At 63.3% G+C, this 15,957-nt stretch carries 12 protein-coding genes and 1 pseudogene; 11 read left to right on the top strand and 2 right to left on the bottom strand.

Annotated features, from left to right (window positions below):
• Positions 1-14 precede the first annotated feature (14 nt).
• From NKH28_RS23565 to NKH28_RS23580, 4 genes are all read left to right on the top strand, one after another.
• A complete protein-coding gene (locus tag NKH28_RS23565) occupies positions 15-1,925 on the top strand; it encodes an AAA family ATPase (protein WP_352980547.1) in 1,911 nt (636 codons plus the stop codon).
• A 201-nt stretch (positions 1,926-2,126) separates the two neighbouring features.
• Complete coding sequence (locus tag NKH28_RS23570) at positions 2,127-3,425, top strand: DUF6638 family protein (RefSeq protein WP_352540987.1); 1,299 nt, start codon at positions 2,127-2,129, stop codon at positions 3,423-3,425.
• Positions 3,426-3,439: 14 nt separating this feature from the next.
• On the top strand, positions 3,440-4,564 hold the full coding sequence (locus NKH28_RS23575) for a DUF2333 family protein (RefSeq protein WP_352450540.1): 1,125 nt from the start codon (positions 3,440-3,442) through the stop codon (positions 4,562-4,564).
• Positions 4,565-4,870: 306 nt separating this feature from the next.
• Complete coding sequence (locus tag NKH28_RS23580; protein WP_352980548.1) at positions 4,871-6,550, top strand: formate--tetrahydrofolate ligase; 1,680 nt, start codon at positions 4,871-4,873, stop codon at positions 6,548-6,550.
• 78 nt (positions 6,551-6,628) lie between these two features.
• Here the strand turns inward: NKH28_RS23580 and NKH28_RS23585 are convergent, their stop codons facing one another.
• On the bottom strand, positions 6,629-7,276 hold the full coding sequence (locus tag NKH28_RS23585) for a cysteine hydrolase family protein (protein WP_352980549.1): 648 nt from the start codon (positions 7,274-7,276) through the stop codon (positions 6,629-6,631).
• 128 nt (positions 7,277-7,404) lie between these two features.
• Here NKH28_RS23585 and NKH28_RS23590 point away from each other — a divergent pair, with 128 nt between their 5' ends.
• The 3 genes from NKH28_RS23590 (at position 7,405) to NKH28_RS23600 (ending at position 9,567) form a co-directional block, all read left to right on the top strand.
• Positions 7,405-8,394 (top strand): helix-turn-helix domain-containing protein, encoded by a 990-nt coding sequence (locus NKH28_RS23590; RefSeq protein WP_352815242.1) that lies wholly within the window; start codon positions 7,405-7,407, stop codon positions 8,392-8,394.
• A 187-nt stretch (positions 8,395-8,581) separates the two neighbouring features.
• Positions 8,582-9,061: a type II RES/Xre toxin-antitoxin system antitoxin gene (gene parS / locus NKH28_RS23595; protein WP_502906656.1), complete on the top strand. Its 480-nt coding sequence runs from the start codon at positions 8,582-8,584 to the stop codon at positions 9,059-9,061.
• On the top strand, positions 9,058-9,567 hold the full coding sequence (locus NKH28_RS23600; RefSeq protein ID WP_352683895.1) for an RES family NAD+ phosphorylase: 510 nt from the start codon (positions 9,058-9,060) through the stop codon (positions 9,565-9,567). The genes parS and NKH28_RS23600 overlap by 4 nt, the downstream gene beginning before the upstream one ends.
• A 56-nt stretch (positions 9,568-9,623) precedes the next feature.
• Here NKH28_RS23600 and NKH28_RS23605 read toward each other — a convergent pair whose 3' ends face one another.
• A complete protein-coding gene (locus NKH28_RS23605; RefSeq protein ID WP_352980550.1) occupies positions 9,624-10,181 on the bottom strand; it encodes a sugar O-acetyltransferase in 558 nt (185 codons plus the stop codon).
• A 147-nt stretch (positions 10,182-10,328) separates the two neighbouring features.
• Here NKH28_RS23605 and NKH28_RS23610 point away from each other — a divergent pair, with 147 nt between their 5' ends.
• From NKH28_RS23610 to NKH28_RS23625, 4 genes and pseudogenes are all read left to right on the top strand, one after another.
• The gene (locus tag NKH28_RS23610) at positions 10,329-10,790 is read left to right on the top strand and encodes a DUF4126 domain-containing protein (RefSeq protein ID WP_352849930.1); all 462 of its coding nucleotides are present in this window, start codon (positions 10,329-10,331) and stop codon (positions 10,788-10,790) included.
• Positions 10,787-12,163 (top strand): FAD-containing oxidoreductase, encoded by a 1,377-nt coding sequence (locus tag NKH28_RS23615; RefSeq protein WP_352706062.1) that lies wholly within the window; start codon positions 10,787-10,789, stop codon positions 12,161-12,163. Before NKH28_RS23610 ends, NKH28_RS23615 begins: the two co-directional genes overlap by 4 nt.
• 101 nt (positions 12,164-12,264) lie before the next feature.
• Positions 12,265-13,313: pseudogene (locus NKH28_RS23620) on the top strand (M14 family metallopeptidase).
• Positions 13,314-13,749: 436 nt separating this feature from the next.
• Entirely contained in the window at positions 13,750-15,939 is a 2,190-nt protein-coding gene (locus tag NKH28_RS23625) for an anthranilate synthase (protein WP_352980551.1), read from the top strand.
• The last annotated feature ends 18 nt before the right edge of the window (positions 15,940-15,957 follow it).

Genomic DNA, 15,957 nt, shown 5'->3' on the forward strand with positions numbered 1-15,957 from the left:
GCGGAGCATCCTCCATGGACACCGGCCTGACCACCATCCCGGAAGCGACAATTGAAAAGCACCGTGCCACTGCGCAAAGTTTCATCACCCGCATCGTCGTGCTGGAGGACCCATCGCGCGAGTCCGGCACCGCGCTTGCCGGCACCAACCGCCGCTTCGTCTCTACCGTCTCGGTCGGCTCGGTGCGCCGCACGCGCGAGGTCGAGCTCTCCAAAACCGTCGCCGCCGTCCATTCCGACGACCAGTTGCTGACCATCCCGCAGCACACGCTGTTGTTTCGCGCTCGGCGCGGCACAGCGATAGCGCTGGCCATATCGGATGTCTTCGCCGAGGGCTCGGACCTCGAAAGTCTGCAGGCGAAAAACGCCCGCTCGCCGCTCGAAGGCGATGAAGCTGCCACCTTCAAGAAGCTGCTGTCGGCCTCTGCCTACATCTCCGCCTTCAGCCTTGCCTCCTATTTGTTCCAGCTGATCGACAGCGACGGCGAGGCGCCGAACGACACGCCCGAGCCGGACTTTCTGTTCGACACGCCACAGGATGCGGTGAAGTCGATCGTGGCCGGGCTCGACAGGGCGATAGCAGGTTCGAAGGACGATGCCGACCTGATGACCCGCGCCCGCGCCTTTGCCCGCGTCGCCATCGACGGGCTGTTGGCGCGAAAGGGCCGCTTCGACGGCATCGGTCCGTTCGAGAACGCGCATATCCGCATCGACGTCGACGATTTTACCCTTGACGGCTTCGACGTCGCGCCGGGTAAGCGGGCAAAGCCGCTGGTGATGACCTTCAAAAAACCGGAAGAGGTCGTCGGCAACCACATCGCCAAATACCAGTCGGTCAAGCTTGCCAAGATGCTGATGGCCTACGATTTCGAGCGTGAGCTGAACCCATTCGTCGAACTCGGCGGCTTCCTGTTCACCTTTATCGGCGATGGCGCGCCCGGCACCGGCAAGACAACGTTGATCCAGATGATCGCTGGTCTTCTCAATGGTTATTGCCAGGTCGCCGGCTATCCCTTCGCCTACGAGAATTTCGGCGTCGACCAGATCTCCTCCTACCAGGGCAAGTCGGGCCAGAACTGCCGCCAGTTCATCAACAATGTGCTGAACCCGCGCGTCATCGGCTTTGGCACCATCGACGATATCGACCAGGTGGCGGCACGCCGGTCCGACGACCGCGCCTCGGCCGGCCAGCAGGAAATCACCGGCGTCCTGATGGACGCCTTTGGAGGTGCGGCGACCGTGGTGCGCGGCAACTGCTCGTTCGGCATGTTCTCCAACTATCCCGAAAACGTCGACGACGCGCTACGCCAGCGCGCCGGCGCGCGCTGGCTGGTCGATGGCCCGCAGAGCCGCGACGACTACATCGACATCTTCGTTCTGCTCGCCGGCAAGAACCACAAGATCCCGCTCGGCGACCACAAGCTCTATGCGGCGCAAGAGATCCAGCGCGCGGTGATGGAGGCCTATGAGGAACATGAAAAGCCGCAGGAAGACGGGCTGATAAAGGTCTATGAGCGCTACATGAAGGAAAACGGCGCGCCGAAGACGATGGCTGACATCGGCACCTATCTGCACTTGATCAAGGATGCCGAGCCGCGCTTTACCGGCCGCGCCATCAAGAACGTTACCGATGCCATCAAGATGCGCGCCATGGACATCGAATTGCCGGACGAGTGGTTCGAAAAGCCGGAAGCCTTCATGCACAAGGGTTACGACGACAAGAAAGCGATGATCGAGGAGCTGCGCGGGCCATTCTCGATGGACATGGTCATGCAGGAGATCAACCGCTATGCGGATTCCGAATTCCGCTATTCCGACAAGTCCGATGATGCGGCGGTGACCAAGATGATCCGCGACACCCGTCTGCGGGAGCGTGCCGTCCGCGAGATCGAGGGGTTGAAGAAAAAGGGGCTGTGGAATGCGTGAGATGCGCCGACGCCACCTTCTCCCCTTCTTGTGGGAGAAGGTGGCGTCGAAGGCGACGGATGAGGGGTATTCGTCAAGCTGGAACACCCCTCATCCGACCGAGCTTCGCTCGGCCACCTTCTCCCACAAGGGGAGAAGGAGCGTTCGCGCCCCTCATCCGCCCTTCGGGCACCGTCTCCCCGTGAACGCGGAGAAGGAATAATGGCCAAGAAACCCGATCTGTTGCGCGACAACGAGCTGATCTACGGCCGGCTGCTGACGATCGACGAGCCGCACCTGATCCAGCGCTACAACAAGGCGATGGTCGCGTTCGGCTTGAAGCCGACCAAGTTGAAAAGCTTCGAGATCGACCGCACTGGCTTCTCGCCGCAGGTCGCCGAGGAATGCGGCGACTACAGCTACCTCGATCCGAACGAGGTCAACCGCCGCTTCATCATCCTGACGCCGTCGCAGATCGACCTGCCGGTGGTGCACACGGCGTTCTCCAACACCTCGCTGCTGATGTACGAGTTCATGTCCAAGAACCAGCGCGCCATCGATGCGCTGACGATCAAGGACGTCATCTACGGCGAGATCGAGGATTCGGTCCCCAAGGTCGACGACATCGAGGACCTGCTGTCGATCAACCAGGTCGAGTTCAAGGTGCTGTCGGCCGAGGATGTGCTCGGCAAGGCCGCCGAGCTCGGCAAGCTGGTCGACCGGCTGAAGCAGGAGCCGGATGCCTGGCGCGACAACGCCATGCTGGCCCACATGGTCGAGCTGGCGAAGGTCTGCGGCGACATCCGCGAGAATGCGCTGGTGCCGGACCAGGTGATCTTCCGTCACAATGCCTATTGGACCAGCCATTTCGGCGGGCTCTATGTGTTCGTCGATCCCGACGTGACGACGGTGATCAGCGACCCCGCAGCGCCCGGTTTCCGCCGCTCGCGGCCGTGGCAGGTGAGTTACCTTTCGATCCACGATGCCGACAAGGTGTTCAAGTTCCTCGCCTCGACCGGCCGCATCGAGCTGCCGCGCGCCTCATGGATCGAAACCTCCGGTTATCTCGAGCATCGCGCCGAAATGGTGGTGCGCGCGCTGATCCGCGACGCCGATCCCGACCGCAATCTGACCGACGTCGACAAGGTCTGGCTGCAGACCTGGATCCACGGCCATACCGATCTGATCACCAGGGACGGCAATTTTCCCTTCCTCAACGCCGCCAAGCGCGAGATCGCCCAGCTCGGCCATCTCAAGATCGAGGACGTGTTCCCGCAGCAGCGCTTCCTGGTCATCCGCGCCAAGCCGGACCATCCCGACGCCTGGCTGACCAACCAGCTGATCTCGGACTTCGTGCCGCAGGACTTCGTTTCCCGTTACGTCTTCAACAAGCCGGGCTTCTACAGGGACTATGAGGGCTTCAGCGACGCCTGGCGATCGCATGTTGTGGACGTTCTGAAAACCACATATCTGAAGGACAAGGTGGCGTTTCGCACGCGCCTCTACGGCTTGACTGACTGAGGGGTGACATCGCCATGCTTGATCCGATCGTGAGTTTCTTCACCCGGATTTTCCAGTGGATTGGCCGCGGCATCGGCCTGCTCATCGGCGCGATCCTGTGGCCGTTCCTGTGGGCGGGGCGCTGGTACACGCAACGCGGCTGGATCCTGAAGGCGGTGCTCGGCCTGGCTGTGCTCGTGCTGATCGGTCTCTATGTCAACTTCTTCTACGCCACCCAGTGGTGGAACAATTTCGACCCGAATTACGTCGACAAATACACGTTCGAAAAACGCAACAGCTCCGCCGGTGAACAGGTTTCCGCCGGCGCCGGCACCGACACGGCCAAGACCTGCGGAAATTCAGCCATTGCCCAGGTTGCGGCCGACCTGACCGACTTCAACGTCAACCAGAATGCCTGGGTGTCGTCGATGATCCTCTACAAGCTCGGCCTGTTCGGCATCGACTGGGACCACACGCCGTTCATGGACAACAAGGCTTCGTTCCAGCGCGGCATCAACCAGGCGGTGCGGCGTACTGCGACCGAGCTTGCCGATAATCTCGGCCGCGTCCGCACCACCTCACAGATCGACGCCGACCTGCAGGATGCCCGCGGCAATCTGCAGTTCGACGAGGAAACCTGGTATTTCGGCTTGAACCCGTTCGGCCCCAAGACGCCGACGCCGAGCTACTATCGCGACGCGGTGCGCAAGCTGCGTTCCTTCAACGCCCGCCTCGCAGCCTGCCAGGCGACGTTCGATGCCCGCGCCGACAATCTCAAGCAGTATATCGACCGCATCTCGTCCGACATCGGTTCGACCTCGGCGATCCTCAAGGAGCGTGCCGAAAACCACAATAATGGCTGGTTCGACACTCGCGCCGACGACCGCTTCTGGTTCGCCTATGGCCAGCTCTATGCCTATTACGGGCTGATGAAGGGCGCACAGGCCGACTTCGAGGACGTCATCAAGGAAAAGCACCTGCAGAACCTGTGGGATACGATGGACGCGCAGTTCGTCTCGGCACTGCGCATCCAGCCCTTTATCATCGCCAATGGCCGCGAGGACGGCTGGCTGTTGCCGACACATCTGACGACGATGGGTTTTTACATACTCAGGGTGCGCTCGAACATGGTCGAGATCAGCAACGTGCTGACGCAGTAGCGGATCGTCCGCACAGCCGGCGCTGGTGAATTTGCGCCGTTGCTTCTGTCGCTTTTCGCGTATTACGCGGCTGTTTTGAGACGGCGGAACCGCGCCTGCTCTGGCTTCTATACGGCGCGGCAACCGGCGCGAAAAGAACCTGTAGCAGGGCAGCCGGCCGCAGAGGCATTTTCTTCGTAGGAAACATAGTTGCATGAAAGTTGACGCCGCGGCAGCGACAGGGGTAGAACATGCCCGCGCCTGCAATGCCGGGCTATTCTTGCGACCACACTAGTCAAATCCGTCCAATCCAAAGGGAAGTCGTCCATGGCCGAAGTGAAGTCCGACATCGAGATCGCGCGCGGCGCCAGGAAGAAGCAGATCCAGGAGATCGGCCAGAAGATCGGCATTCCGAGCGAACATCTTCTGCCCTACGGCCACGACAAGGCGAAGATCTCGGCCGAGTTCATCAAGTCGGTGAAGGGCAACAAGGATGGCAAGCTGATCCTCGTCACCGCCATCAACCCGACACCGGCCGGCGAAGGCAAGACGACGACGACGGTGGGCTTGGGCGATGGCCTCAACCGCATCGGCAAGAAGGCCATCGTCTGCATCCGTGAGGCTTCGCTCGGACCGAATTTCGGCGTCAAGGGCGGGGCCGCCGGCGGTGGCTACGCGCAGGTCGTGCCGATGGAGGACATGAACCTCCACTTCACCGGCGATTTCCACGCCATCACCACCGCCCATAACTTGCTGTCGGCGCTGATCGACAACCACATCTACTGGGGCAACGAGCTCGGCATCGATACCCGCCGCGTCGTCTGGCGCCGCGTCATGGACATGAACGACCGGTCGCTGCGCGAGATCATCTGTTCGCTCGGCGGCGTCGCCAACGGTTTCCCGCGGGAGGCCGGTTTCGACATCACAGTCGCCTCGGAAGTCATGGCCATCCTGTGCCTGTCGACCGACCTGAAAGACCTGGAAAAGCGCCTCGGCGACATCATCGTCGCTTATCGCCGCGACAAGTCGGCCGTCTATGCCCGCGACCTCAAGGCCGACGGCGCCATGGCCGTACTCTTGAAGGATGCCATGCAGCCCAATCTCGTGCAGACGCTGGAGAACAACCCGGCCTTCGTGCATGGCGGCCCCTTCGCCAACATCGCGCATGGCTGCAACTCCGTCGTTGCCACGACGACGGCGCTGAAGCTTGCCGACTACGTCGTCACCGAAGCCGGTTTCGGCGCCGATCTCGGTGCCGAAAAGTTCTTCGACATCAAATGCCGCAAGGCCGGCCTGAGGCCCGCCGCGGCGGTCATCGTCGCCACGGTTCGCGCCTTGAAGATGAATGGCGGCGTCAAGAAGGAGGACCTCGGCAAGGAGAACGTCGAGGCGGTCAAGAAGGGATGTGCGAATCTCGGCCGCCACATCGAGAACATCCGCCAGTTCGGTGTGCCGGCTGTGGTCGCCATCAACCATTTCTACTCCGATACCGAGGCCGAGATCCAGGCGATGAAGGACTACGTCGCCTCGATGGGCGAAGAGGCGATCCTGTGCAAGCACTGGGCCCAGGGATCGGCCGGTATCGAGGAACTGGCCAAAAGAGTCGTGGCGTTGGCCGAATCCGGCGCGTCGCAATTTGCCCCGCTCTATCCCGACGCCATGCCGCTGTTCGAGAAGATCAACACCATCGTCCAGCGCATCTATCGCGGTTCCGAAGCGATCGCCGACAAATCGGTGCGCGACCAGCTCCACGCCTGGGAGCACGCCGGCTATGGTCATTTGCCGGTCTGCATGGCCAAGACGCAATATTCCTTCTCCACCGATCCGAATCTGCGCGGCGCGCCGACCGGCCACACCGTGCCGGTGCGCGAGGTCAGGCTGTCTGCCGGCGCCGGCTTCGTCGTCATCATCTGCGGCGAGGTGATGACCATGCCCGGCCTGCCCAAAGCGCCATCCTCGGAAAAGATTTTCCTGAACGAAATGGGCCAGATCGAAGGCCTGTTTTAGAGATAATCAATGCTCGAATGGCAAAGGGCGCCGCAACGCTGCGGCGCCCTTTTTGGCGACTTCGCGACGAGCTCGTCCCTAAGCCGCGCTTCGCGCCAGCGCGCGCTGGTTGGAGGCATAGGGTGTGTCGCGCTGGGGTACCACGCCGGTCTTCAGACAATCGATCCACTCGGCGGTTTTGAGAACGGCCGCGAAGCGCGACTGCAATACAATCGTCACGACGCGATGGATTTCCTCCCCCGAAGCGTAGCCGGCGCTGTTGGCGTACGGCAACGACCCCGTTGCGTCCGACAGGAACTCCACCTCGAAGCCCATATGCACGGCGTGGATGACCGTCGACAGATCGCAATTGTGCGTCATGTAGCCGATGACCGTGATCGTATCGATAGAGTTGGCGCGTAGCCACTCCTCGAGGTCCGTGCCGGTGAAGGCGCTGGGCAAGTTCTTTTCGATGTAGTGGTCGCGGTCTCGCCTGGCGATTTCCGGGTGCAACTCGGCGCCATGGCTGCCCTTGGCGAAGACTGGTGAGGTTTCCGGCGCCAACTGTTTGATGACCACAACCTTGACGCCTGCCTCGGTGGCCGCATCCATCGCTCGCGCCACATTGACGACGCTGTCGCGGAAGGGCGGATGCTGGATGGCGAGGTTGCCGCCGTCATAGTCGTTTTGAACATCGATGACGATGAGGGCGCGGCGTGGAGCTTTGCCTTTGGCTGGTTGCGACATGGGGTTTTCCTTTCCCGTTGGACATTGACGGGTGGACGATAAGCTCGGCACCGGATTGCAAAAAGTGTCCCGATTGACATTATTCGAAAGAATTGGGACAATCGGCCTCACCCGTTGCCGGAGCTCCCATGACCGATCCTGCCGTTGCCGCCATCGCCTTCGATGGCATCAGCCCGTTTCATCTCTCCGTGCCGTGTCTCGTGTTCGGCGCGGATCGCACGGAGCTCGGCCTGCCGCGCTTCGACTTCCGGGTCTGCGCGATTGAGGACGGGCCGATCCGCACCGATGCCGGGCTGACCATCAGCGTCCCGCACGGGCTTTCCGCGCTCAATGACGCCGACATCGTCATCGTGCCAAGCTGGAAGGATCTCGGGAGCTCGCCTCCAGCCGCATTGATCGACGCGTTGCTTGGCGCGCACGAGCGCGGCGCGCTGATCGTCGGACTGTGCTTGGGAACGTTCGCTGTTGCGGCGACCGGACTGCTTTCGGGGCGGCGAGCGGCGACGCACTGGGCCTACGCGGATCAGCTGCAGGAACTCTATCCCGACATTCTCGTCGAACCGGAAGTGCTCTACATCGACAATGGCGATGTCGTGACATCCGCCGGCGTCGCCGCCGGGCTCGACTGCTGCCTGCACGTCGTACGGGCTCGTTACGGCGCCGAGGCGGCACTTCGCCTTGCCCGGCAGATCGTGCTTTCTCCGCATAGGCAGGGCGGGCAGGCGCAATTCATCGAACGTCCCATCGCCAGGACCGGCAATGCGGACCGCTTTACCCAGGCTCTCGAAACGGTGCGCAAAACCCTGGGTGATCCGCACAGTCTGGACAGCGTTGCCGGTCTCGCTGGCCTCACCCGCCGGACGTTCACGCGCCGTTTCCAGAAAACGATCGGCACCAGTTTCGGCGACTGGCTGACCGACCAGCGCGTCCAGCTGGCGCAACGGCTGCTGGAAGCAACGGAAAAATCGATGGACACGGTTGCCTTCGAGGCCGGCTTCGGCAGCGCCACCTCGCTGCGCCAGCACTTCGCAGCGCGCCTCAGAACCTCGCCGGCGCAGTACCGGCGCGAATTCTCGAGGAGTGCTCAGGAGGAGCGCGTGGCGCACATGCCGAGGTGAAATTCGGCTCGCGCTCGATTCCAGGGCAATCGCTTCAGGCCGACGTTGGACTGCCATCTGGCCCCGAGTCGGCTATCTTTTCTCTCGAAGCGATTGCCCTGCTCTCGATCCTGTCGTGCTTGAAAGGCTTGGCGTCATCTGTCATATATTAAAGCGACAGATGACGCGAAGAGGGCTCGCCGTGGCGATGGCATTGGAAAAGGCTGCGCCAGCAGCAAAAAACAATGAACTTCAGAAGGTGGCGAAATTGCTAGGCGGCAGCCGCATTCTGGCAAGGCGCCTCAGCAGCGCTTTGGATGCCCACGAGTTGCTTCTGCACGGCCTGCCGGCTTCAGCGCTGGACCATCTTATCGGGCAACTCGTCTTCATCCAGAAGACCGATTCGCTGGGAAAGGCCGTCGGCATGAGCCTGCGCACCTACCAGCGCCGCAAGGATGCTCCGTCCAAGCCTCTCAATCAGGACCAGAGCGGACGAACCTGGAAGTTCGCGGAGATCCTGTCGAAAGCGACCGACGTGTTCGGTTCGCAGGCGGAGGCAGAGCAATGGCTGGAGCGGCCGGCGATTGGGCTCGACCAGCGTCGTCCAATCGACCTTCTGGCGACGCCGGCGGGGATCGAGCTTGTAGAAGACTATCTGGAACGGCTTGAATATGGCGTTTATGCATGACGCCGCTGCCGGCGGCGCTCGGTGGCTCCGACCTCATCGGATGGCGCCTCGATCAAGTCGCGTTTGCGTCTACATGGGATAGTGGCGAGGGCGCATACAGGGTGGGCGGACGCTGGAACAGCAAGGGCGTGCGCGCCGTCTACTGCTCGATCGATCCGTCGACTGCGATCCTCGAGGTTGCGGTTCATAAGGGCTTCAGGGCGCTCGACACGATAGCGCATGTCATGACGGCAGCGATCGTCAGCGATGTCGCGGATGTGCATATCGTCGACCCCGCCGCCGTGCCCAACCCCAACTGGTTGCGCCCGGGCATTCCGAGCTCCGGGCAACAGGCGTTTGGCGACGATCTTCTGCAACTGCACCGGTTCGTGGTGATTCCTAGCGCGGTATCGCAGCGTAGCTGGAACCTGATCTTCGACGCGAGCCTCGCCAGAGGGGCATACGCCATGAAGACCCAGGAGGCGTTTGCGCTCGACACACGGTTGCATCCACCTCCGGCCAAGTGAAACAGCCGCCCATGTCCATCAGAACGAGGACGTGACCGGCGACAGAAGCACGGTGCTCAGCTGTTGCTGACTACGCGTGCCGGATTGCCGACCACCGTGGTGTTCGCCGCCACGTCGCGCGTCACCACAGCACCGGCGCCGACGATAGCGCCATCGCCGATCCTGACCCCGCCGAGGATGATGGCACTGCCGCCGATCCAGGCATTGTCGCCGATCTCGATCGGCCTGGCGATCTCCAGCCCTGCCCGTCGCCCGGCAGCCTCCTTGTGGTGCTCGGCGCAATAGATCTGCACATTGGGGCCGAGCAGCGTTCCCTTGCCGATGTGCACTGGCGCCGTATCGAGAATGATGCAGCCGGCATTGAGAAAAACGCGGTCGCCGAGAAAGATGTTGAAGCCATAGGCGCAGTGGAACTGCGCCTCGATCCGGGCGCCCTCGCCCGCAGCGCCGAGCAGCGTCCGCAATCCAGGCCCGATGTCGCGACGCTGCCGGGGCGGCAGGCTGTTGTGCTCGAACACCGCGTCTCGCGCCGTGATGCGCAACGCCTCCAGTTCCGGATCGAGGCAGCAATACCACTCGCCCGCCGCCATTTTCGTGCGTTCGCTTTCGGCCATGGCCGCAACTCCAGTCTCAATCTTTGCCAAAGCACAAGTGCTGCAAATACGGAAGCGCCGGCGGCGACACCACCTCTGGTCAAATACCGGACCTATGGTAGCTTGCTCTCTCGGACCTGTCCCAAGCCGGCCATCGAGGGATCAATCATGCTGTACATTTTTGCACTCCTGATTGGCATCGTTGCCGGGCTTCGCGCCATGACCGCGCCCGCCGCCGTCGCCTGGGGCGCCTGGCTTGGCTGGTTGCCGGTCGCGGACACCTGGGCGAGCTTCATGGGCCACTGGATCGCCGTCGGCATCTTCACCATCCTGGCCATCGCCGAACTGGTCACCGACCAGCTGCCCTTGGCGCCGAGCCGCAAGGTGCCGCAGCAATTCGGCACGCGCATCGTCTTGGGCGCTTTCACCGGCGCGGTGATCGGCGCGACCGGCGGCGCCACCATCGGCGGCCTGATCGCCGGCGCCGTTGGCGCGGTGATCGGCACGCTGGGCGGCGCCGAGGCGCGTAAACGTCTGGCCGCCGCCTTCGGCAAGGACCCGCCGGCCGCCTTCATCGAGGACGCTGTGGCGATCGTCGGCGGGCTTCTGATCGTGGCGGCGGTGGCATGACGGCAAAGACATTCGACGCTATTATCGTCGGTGCCGGGCAGGCCGGCCCACCGCTCGCCGGCCGGCTGAATGCGGCCGGCATGAGCGTGGCGCTGATCGAGCGAAAGCTGGTCGGCGGCACTTGCGTCAACACCGGCTGCACGCCGACCAAAACGATGGTGGCAAGCGCCTATGCCGCGCATCTCGCCCGCTCCGCCGCGGATTACGGGGTGACGCTATCCGGTCCCGTCGGCGTAAACTACAAGGCGATCAAGGCGCGCAAGGACAAGGTCTCCAACGACGCCCGCGGCAATCTCGAAGACTGGATTGCCGGCATGGACAAATGCACGCTCTATCGCGGCCATGCGCGCTTCGTAAGCGCCAACACGGTGCGCGTCGGCGACGATCTGCTGAGCGCCGAAAAGATATTCCTCAACACCGGCGGGCGCGCCTCGGTGCCCGACCTGCCCGGCATCGACGGCATCTCTTACCTGACCAATTCCTCGATGATGGATCTCGACGTGCTGCCGCGCCATCTCATCGTCGTCGGCGGCAGCTATGTCTCGCTCGAATTCGCGCAGATGTTCCGCCGCTTCGGTTCCGAAGTCACGGTCATCGAAAAAAGCCCGCGTCTGATCGGTCGCGAGGACGAGGATGTCTCGGACGCCATTTTGTCGATCCTCGAAAACGAAGCCATTGCCGTCCATCTCGGCGCCGACGACATCCGCTTCGCCAGGCGAGGCAACGAAATCGCCGTGACCTTCTCGCCAGGCAAGGCGGCTGCGGTCGGCTCGCATGTGCTGCTGGCGCTCGGCCGCACGCCAAACACCGACGATCTCGGCCTCGACAAAGCCGGCGTCGAGGTCGACAAACGCGGCTTCATCGTCGTCGACGACCAGTTGCGCACCAGCGTGCCCGGCATCTGGGCGATGGGCGACTGCAACGGCAAGGGCGCCTTCACCCACACCTCGTACAACGATTACGAGATTGTCGCCGCCAACCTGCTCGACAACGATCCGCGCAAGGTCAGCGACCGCATCGAGGCCTATGCGCTCTATATCGACCCACCACTCGGCCGCTGCGGCATGACCGAAGCCGCGGTAAGGAAATCCGGCCGCCGCGCCCTGGTCGGCCAGCGGCCAATGACCCGCGTCAGCCGTGCAGTCGAAAAAGGTGAGACGCAAGGCTTCATGAAGATCCTGGTCGATGCCGACACCAAGGAGATCCTCGGCTGTTCGGTGCTCGGCCCGGGCGGCGACGAGGCGGTGCACTGCGTGCTCGACCTGATGTATGCCAAGGCGCCGGTCAGCACGCTGGCGCGCGCCGTGCACATCCACCCGAACGTCTCGGAGCTTCTGCCGACCATCGCCCAGGAACTCAAGCCGCTGGTGTGACGGCCGGGTAGAATCTTGCGCCCATAGCGGCAGCGACTGGACCAATCGACAGCCCACCGGCAAAAGGGCATGTGTTCCGCCTCTTCTCCCGGAGGCATCCCATGCAGAAGTCCATCGAACGCGTCGCCGGCGACAGCGAAGGCGTTTCCTACGAATTCCCCGTCTTCCGCTTCGCCGGAACGGACAAGGCGGCGCCTTCCGCCTATCTGCAGGCGGCACTTCATGCCGGCGAATTGCCGGGCGTCGTCGCCATCGACACGCTGATGCCGATGCTCAGCAGGGCGGAAGCCGAAGGCCGCATCACCGGCAACATGACCATCGTGCCCTGGGCCAATCCGATCGGCCGCGCGCAATATCTCTACGGCGACCATCAGGGCCGCTTTCATCTGGGCACGCGCACCAATTTCAACCGTGGCTTTCCGCGGCTCGCCGCGCCCGACCTCACGCTGCTGCCGGCGCACGGCACGGTCGACCAGCGGCTGAAGACGCGGCTGCTGCAGCTCTCCATTGGCCACGACATCGTGCTCGACCTGCATTGCGACGATGAAGGCCTCGCCTATCTCTACGTCCACACCAGCCTGTGGCCGGCCATGGCGGATTGTGCAGCGGCCATGGGCGTCGATGCGGTGATGCTGTGGGACGAAGACCCGACGGCACCTTCGAAGGCGCTTCGATCATGCCGTATCAGAATGTCCCGGCCGACGTGGCGCGCCTCCACCGGCGCGTCGCCACCACCGTCGAATATCGCGGCATACTCGATGTCGACGGCGCCCTCGCCGGCGCCGATGCCGAAGGGCTCTACCGGCTGCTGGTGGCGCGCGGCGTAATCCAGGACCAGGCGCTGCGCGCGCCTGGCAGCTTCGTTGGGCTCGTCGCGCCGCTCGAAAACATCGAGATGATGCCGGCGCCCCGCTCGGGCGCGATCCTCTACGACGTGAAGCCGGGCGACCGCGTCACCAAGGGTGCGCGCCTTGCCACCATCGTCCACGCGCCCGGCGAGCCCGACGGCCGCACGGAAGTGTTGGCGCCGCAGGCGGGCCTCATCCTGACGCGGCGTTCCCGCCGCATCATCCGTGCCGGCGAAGACCTCTTGAAGCTGGTCGGCGACGGGACGAGCGCCGATGCAAGGTCGGGAACGCTGGAGGACTGACGCACCCCGCCAGGCTACCCCGAAATCGCCTGTCGCGCCTTGGCCTCCAGCCATTCGGCCATCTGCCGGTACGGCACCGGACCATGGCTCACGCGGGCGACGCCGAGTTCGGCAAGCCTCTGGCGCGGCGGCACATGCGCCAGGGCAACGCAGAGTCTAGGCAGGACTGCCGGTCTTGGCCATGTGCTGGGTTGCGAAAGCGGCAGCCACCCCACAGACTTTCAAACCTGTTGCGCATACCGCTTTTCGCGGCTATGGATTTCGCCATGAACATGCGCTCGATCAAGACCATTTGGTGGTGGGCTCGCTGACAGCGGCCTGTTCGAACGCGTTCGCGTGACAATAGAGGGTGGCCGCAGCGGAATGTCCGGGCGGCCATTTGTTTTTTCAAGCCATCCCCGGGTCCGTTGCCCCAAAGACGCTGATGGAGACGGCAATGACGACGAAAATTCTGGAGAATGGCGCCGAGCGCTTCGTCACGGCGGGTGGCGTGGCGATTACCCGCCAGCGCCATGACCGGCCTTACGAGGGGGCGATCGACGGCTATGTCGATGGCCTGAATTCGCGCCGCGGCGCCGTGTTTTCCTCGAATTACGAATATCCCGGCCGCTATACGCGCTGGGACACCGCCATCATCGATCCGCCGCTGGTGATCTCGGCACACGGCCGCGCCATGCGCATCGAGGCCTTGAACAGCCGTGGCCAGGTGCTTTTGCCGGTGATCGGCACGGTGCTTGCCGGTCTTGACGACGTCACGATCGCCGAGACGTCCAACAGACTCATCCGCCTCGAGGTCGCCAAGCCCGGCCGTGTCTTCACCGAGGAGGAACGCAGCCGCGTACCCTCCGTCTTCACCGTGCTGCGCGCCATCACGGCTTTGTTCAAGACCGAGGAAGACGCCAATCTCGGCCTCTATGGCGCCTTCGGCTACGACCTCGCCTTCCAGTTCGATCCGGTCGACTACAAGCTCGAGCGCAAGCCAAGCCAGCGCGATCTCGTGCTGTTCCTGCCCGACGAGATCCTCGTCGTCGACCACTATTCGACCAAGGCCTGGACCGACCGCTACGACTATTCCGGCGATGGCTTCTCGACCGAAGGCCTGCCGCGCGACGAAATCGTCGAGCCGTTCAGGACCGCCGACCGCATCCCGCCGCGCGGCGACCACGAGCCCGGCGAATATGCCAAGCTGGTGCGCAAGGCGATGAAGAGCTTCGAGCGCGGCGACCTGTTCGAAGTGGTGCCGGGGCAGATGTTCTACGAACGCTGCGAAACCCAGCCCTCCGAGATTTCCCGCAAGCTGAAGAGCATCAACCCTTCGCCCTATTCCTTCTTCATCAATCTCGGCGAGGGCGAATATCTGATCGGCGCCTCGCCGGAAATGTTCGTGCGCGTCAACGGCCGCCGCGTCGAGACCTGCCCGATCTCCGGTACCATCAAGCGCGGCGACGACGCCATCTCCGACAGCGAGCAGATCCTGAAGCTGCTCAATTCGAAGAAGGACGAATCCGAACTCACCATGTGCTCGGACGTCGACCGCAACGACAAGTCGAGGGTCTGCGAGCCGGGCTCGGTGCGCGTCATCGGCCGCCGCCAGATCGAAATGTACTCCCGCCTGATCCACACCGTCGACCACATCGAGGGGCGGCTGCGCGAAGGCATGGACGCCTTCGACGCCTTTCTGTCGCATGCCTGGGCGGTCACCGTCACCGGCGCGCCGAAATTATGGGCCATGCGCTTCATCGAGCAGAACGAGAAGAGCCCGCGCGCTTGGTATGGCGGGGCGATCGGCATGGTCAATTTCAACGGTGACATGAACACCGGCCTGACGCTTCGCACCATTCGCATCAAGGACGGCATCGCCGAGGTGCGCGCCGGCGCCACGCTGCTCTTCGACAGCATTCCCGAGGAAGAAGAAGCCGAAACCGAACTGAAGGCATCCGCCATGCTCTCCGCCATCCGCGACGCCAAATCAGGCAATGCCGCCAGCACCGAACGCAGCACCGCGCGTGTCGGCGACGGCGTCAACATCCTGCTGGTCGACCACGAGGACTCCTTCGTCCATACGCTCGCCAACTATTTCCGCCAGACCGGCGCCAACGTCTCGACGGTGCGCACGCCGGTGCCGGACGAGATCTTCGACCGGCTGAAGCCAAACCTGGTCGTGCTGTCGCCCGGCCCCGGCACACCGAAGGACTTCGACTGCGCCGCCACCATCAAGCGGGCCCGTGCGCGCGACCTGCCGATCTTCGGCGTCTGCCTCGGGCTGCAGGCGCTGGCCGAGGCTTATGGCGGCGAGCTGCGCCAATTGCACATCCCGATGCACGGCAAGCCGTCGCGCATCCGGGTGTCGAAGCCGGGCATCATCTTCTCCGGCCTGCCCAAGGAGGTGACGGTCGGCCGCTATCATTCGATCTTTGCAGATCCGGTGCGGCTGCCCGATGGTTTTGTCGTCACCGCCGAGACCGAGGACGGCATCATCATGGCCTTCGAGCACCGCAAGGAGCCGATCGCCGCAGTGCAGTTCCACCCGGAGTCGATCATGACGCTCGGCCACAATGCCGGCATGCGCATCATCGAGAACATCGTCGCGCACTTGCCGCGCAAGGCCAAGGAAAAGGCCGCTTAATTCGAGGGCTCTGTGTTG

The sequence above is a fragment of the Mesorhizobium sp. M1227 genome, from assembly GCF_040318315.1.
Classification (GTDB): domain Bacteria; phylum Pseudomonadota; class Alphaproteobacteria; order Rhizobiales; family Rhizobiaceae; genus Mesorhizobium.

What these genes read in the sequence shown, in the direction of transcription:
- NKH28_RS23565 (WP_352980547.1), top strand. Translation starts at nt 15, where the DNA reads ATGGACACCGGCCTGACCACCATCCCGGAAGCGACAATTGAAAAGCAC.
- NKH28_RS23570 (WP_352540987.1), top strand. Translation starts at nt 2,127, where the DNA reads ATGGCCAAGAAACCCGATCTGTTGCGCGACAACGAGCTGATCTACGGC.
- NKH28_RS23575 (WP_352450540.1), top strand. Translation starts at nt 3,440, where the DNA reads ATGCTTGATCCGATCGTGAGTTTCTTCACCCGGATTTTCCAGTGGATT.
- NKH28_RS23580 (WP_352980548.1), top strand. Translation starts at nt 4,871, where the DNA reads ATGGCCGAAGTGAAGTCCGACATCGAGATCGCGCGCGGCGCCAGGAAG.
- NKH28_RS23585 (WP_352980549.1), bottom strand. Translation starts at nt 7,276, where the DNA reads ATGTCGCAACCAGCCAAAGGCAAAGCTCCACGCCGCGCCCTCATCGTC.
- NKH28_RS23590 (WP_352815242.1), top strand. Translation starts at nt 7,405, where the DNA reads ATGACCGATCCTGCCGTTGCCGCCATCGCCTTCGATGGCATCAGCCCG.
- parS (WP_502906656.1), top strand. Translation starts at nt 8,582, where the DNA reads ATGGCATTGGAAAAGGCTGCGCCAGCAGCAAAAAACAATGAACTTCAG.
- NKH28_RS23600 (WP_352683895.1), top strand. Translation starts at nt 9,058, where the DNA reads ATGACGCCGCTGCCGGCGGCGCTCGGTGGCTCCGACCTCATCGGATGG.
- NKH28_RS23605 (WP_352980550.1), bottom strand. Translation starts at nt 10,181, where the DNA reads ATGGCCGAAAGCGAACGCACGAAAATGGCGGCGGGCGAGTGGTATTGC.
- NKH28_RS23610 (WP_352849930.1), top strand. Translation starts at nt 10,329, where the DNA reads ATGCTGTACATTTTTGCACTCCTGATTGGCATCGTTGCCGGGCTTCGC.
- NKH28_RS23615 (WP_352706062.1), top strand. Translation starts at nt 10,787, where the DNA reads ATGACGGCAAAGACATTCGACGCTATTATCGTCGGTGCCGGGCAGGCC.
- NKH28_RS23625 (WP_352980551.1), top strand. Translation starts at nt 13,750, where the DNA reads ATGACGACGAAAATTCTGGAGAATGGCGCCGAGCGCTTCGTCACGGCG.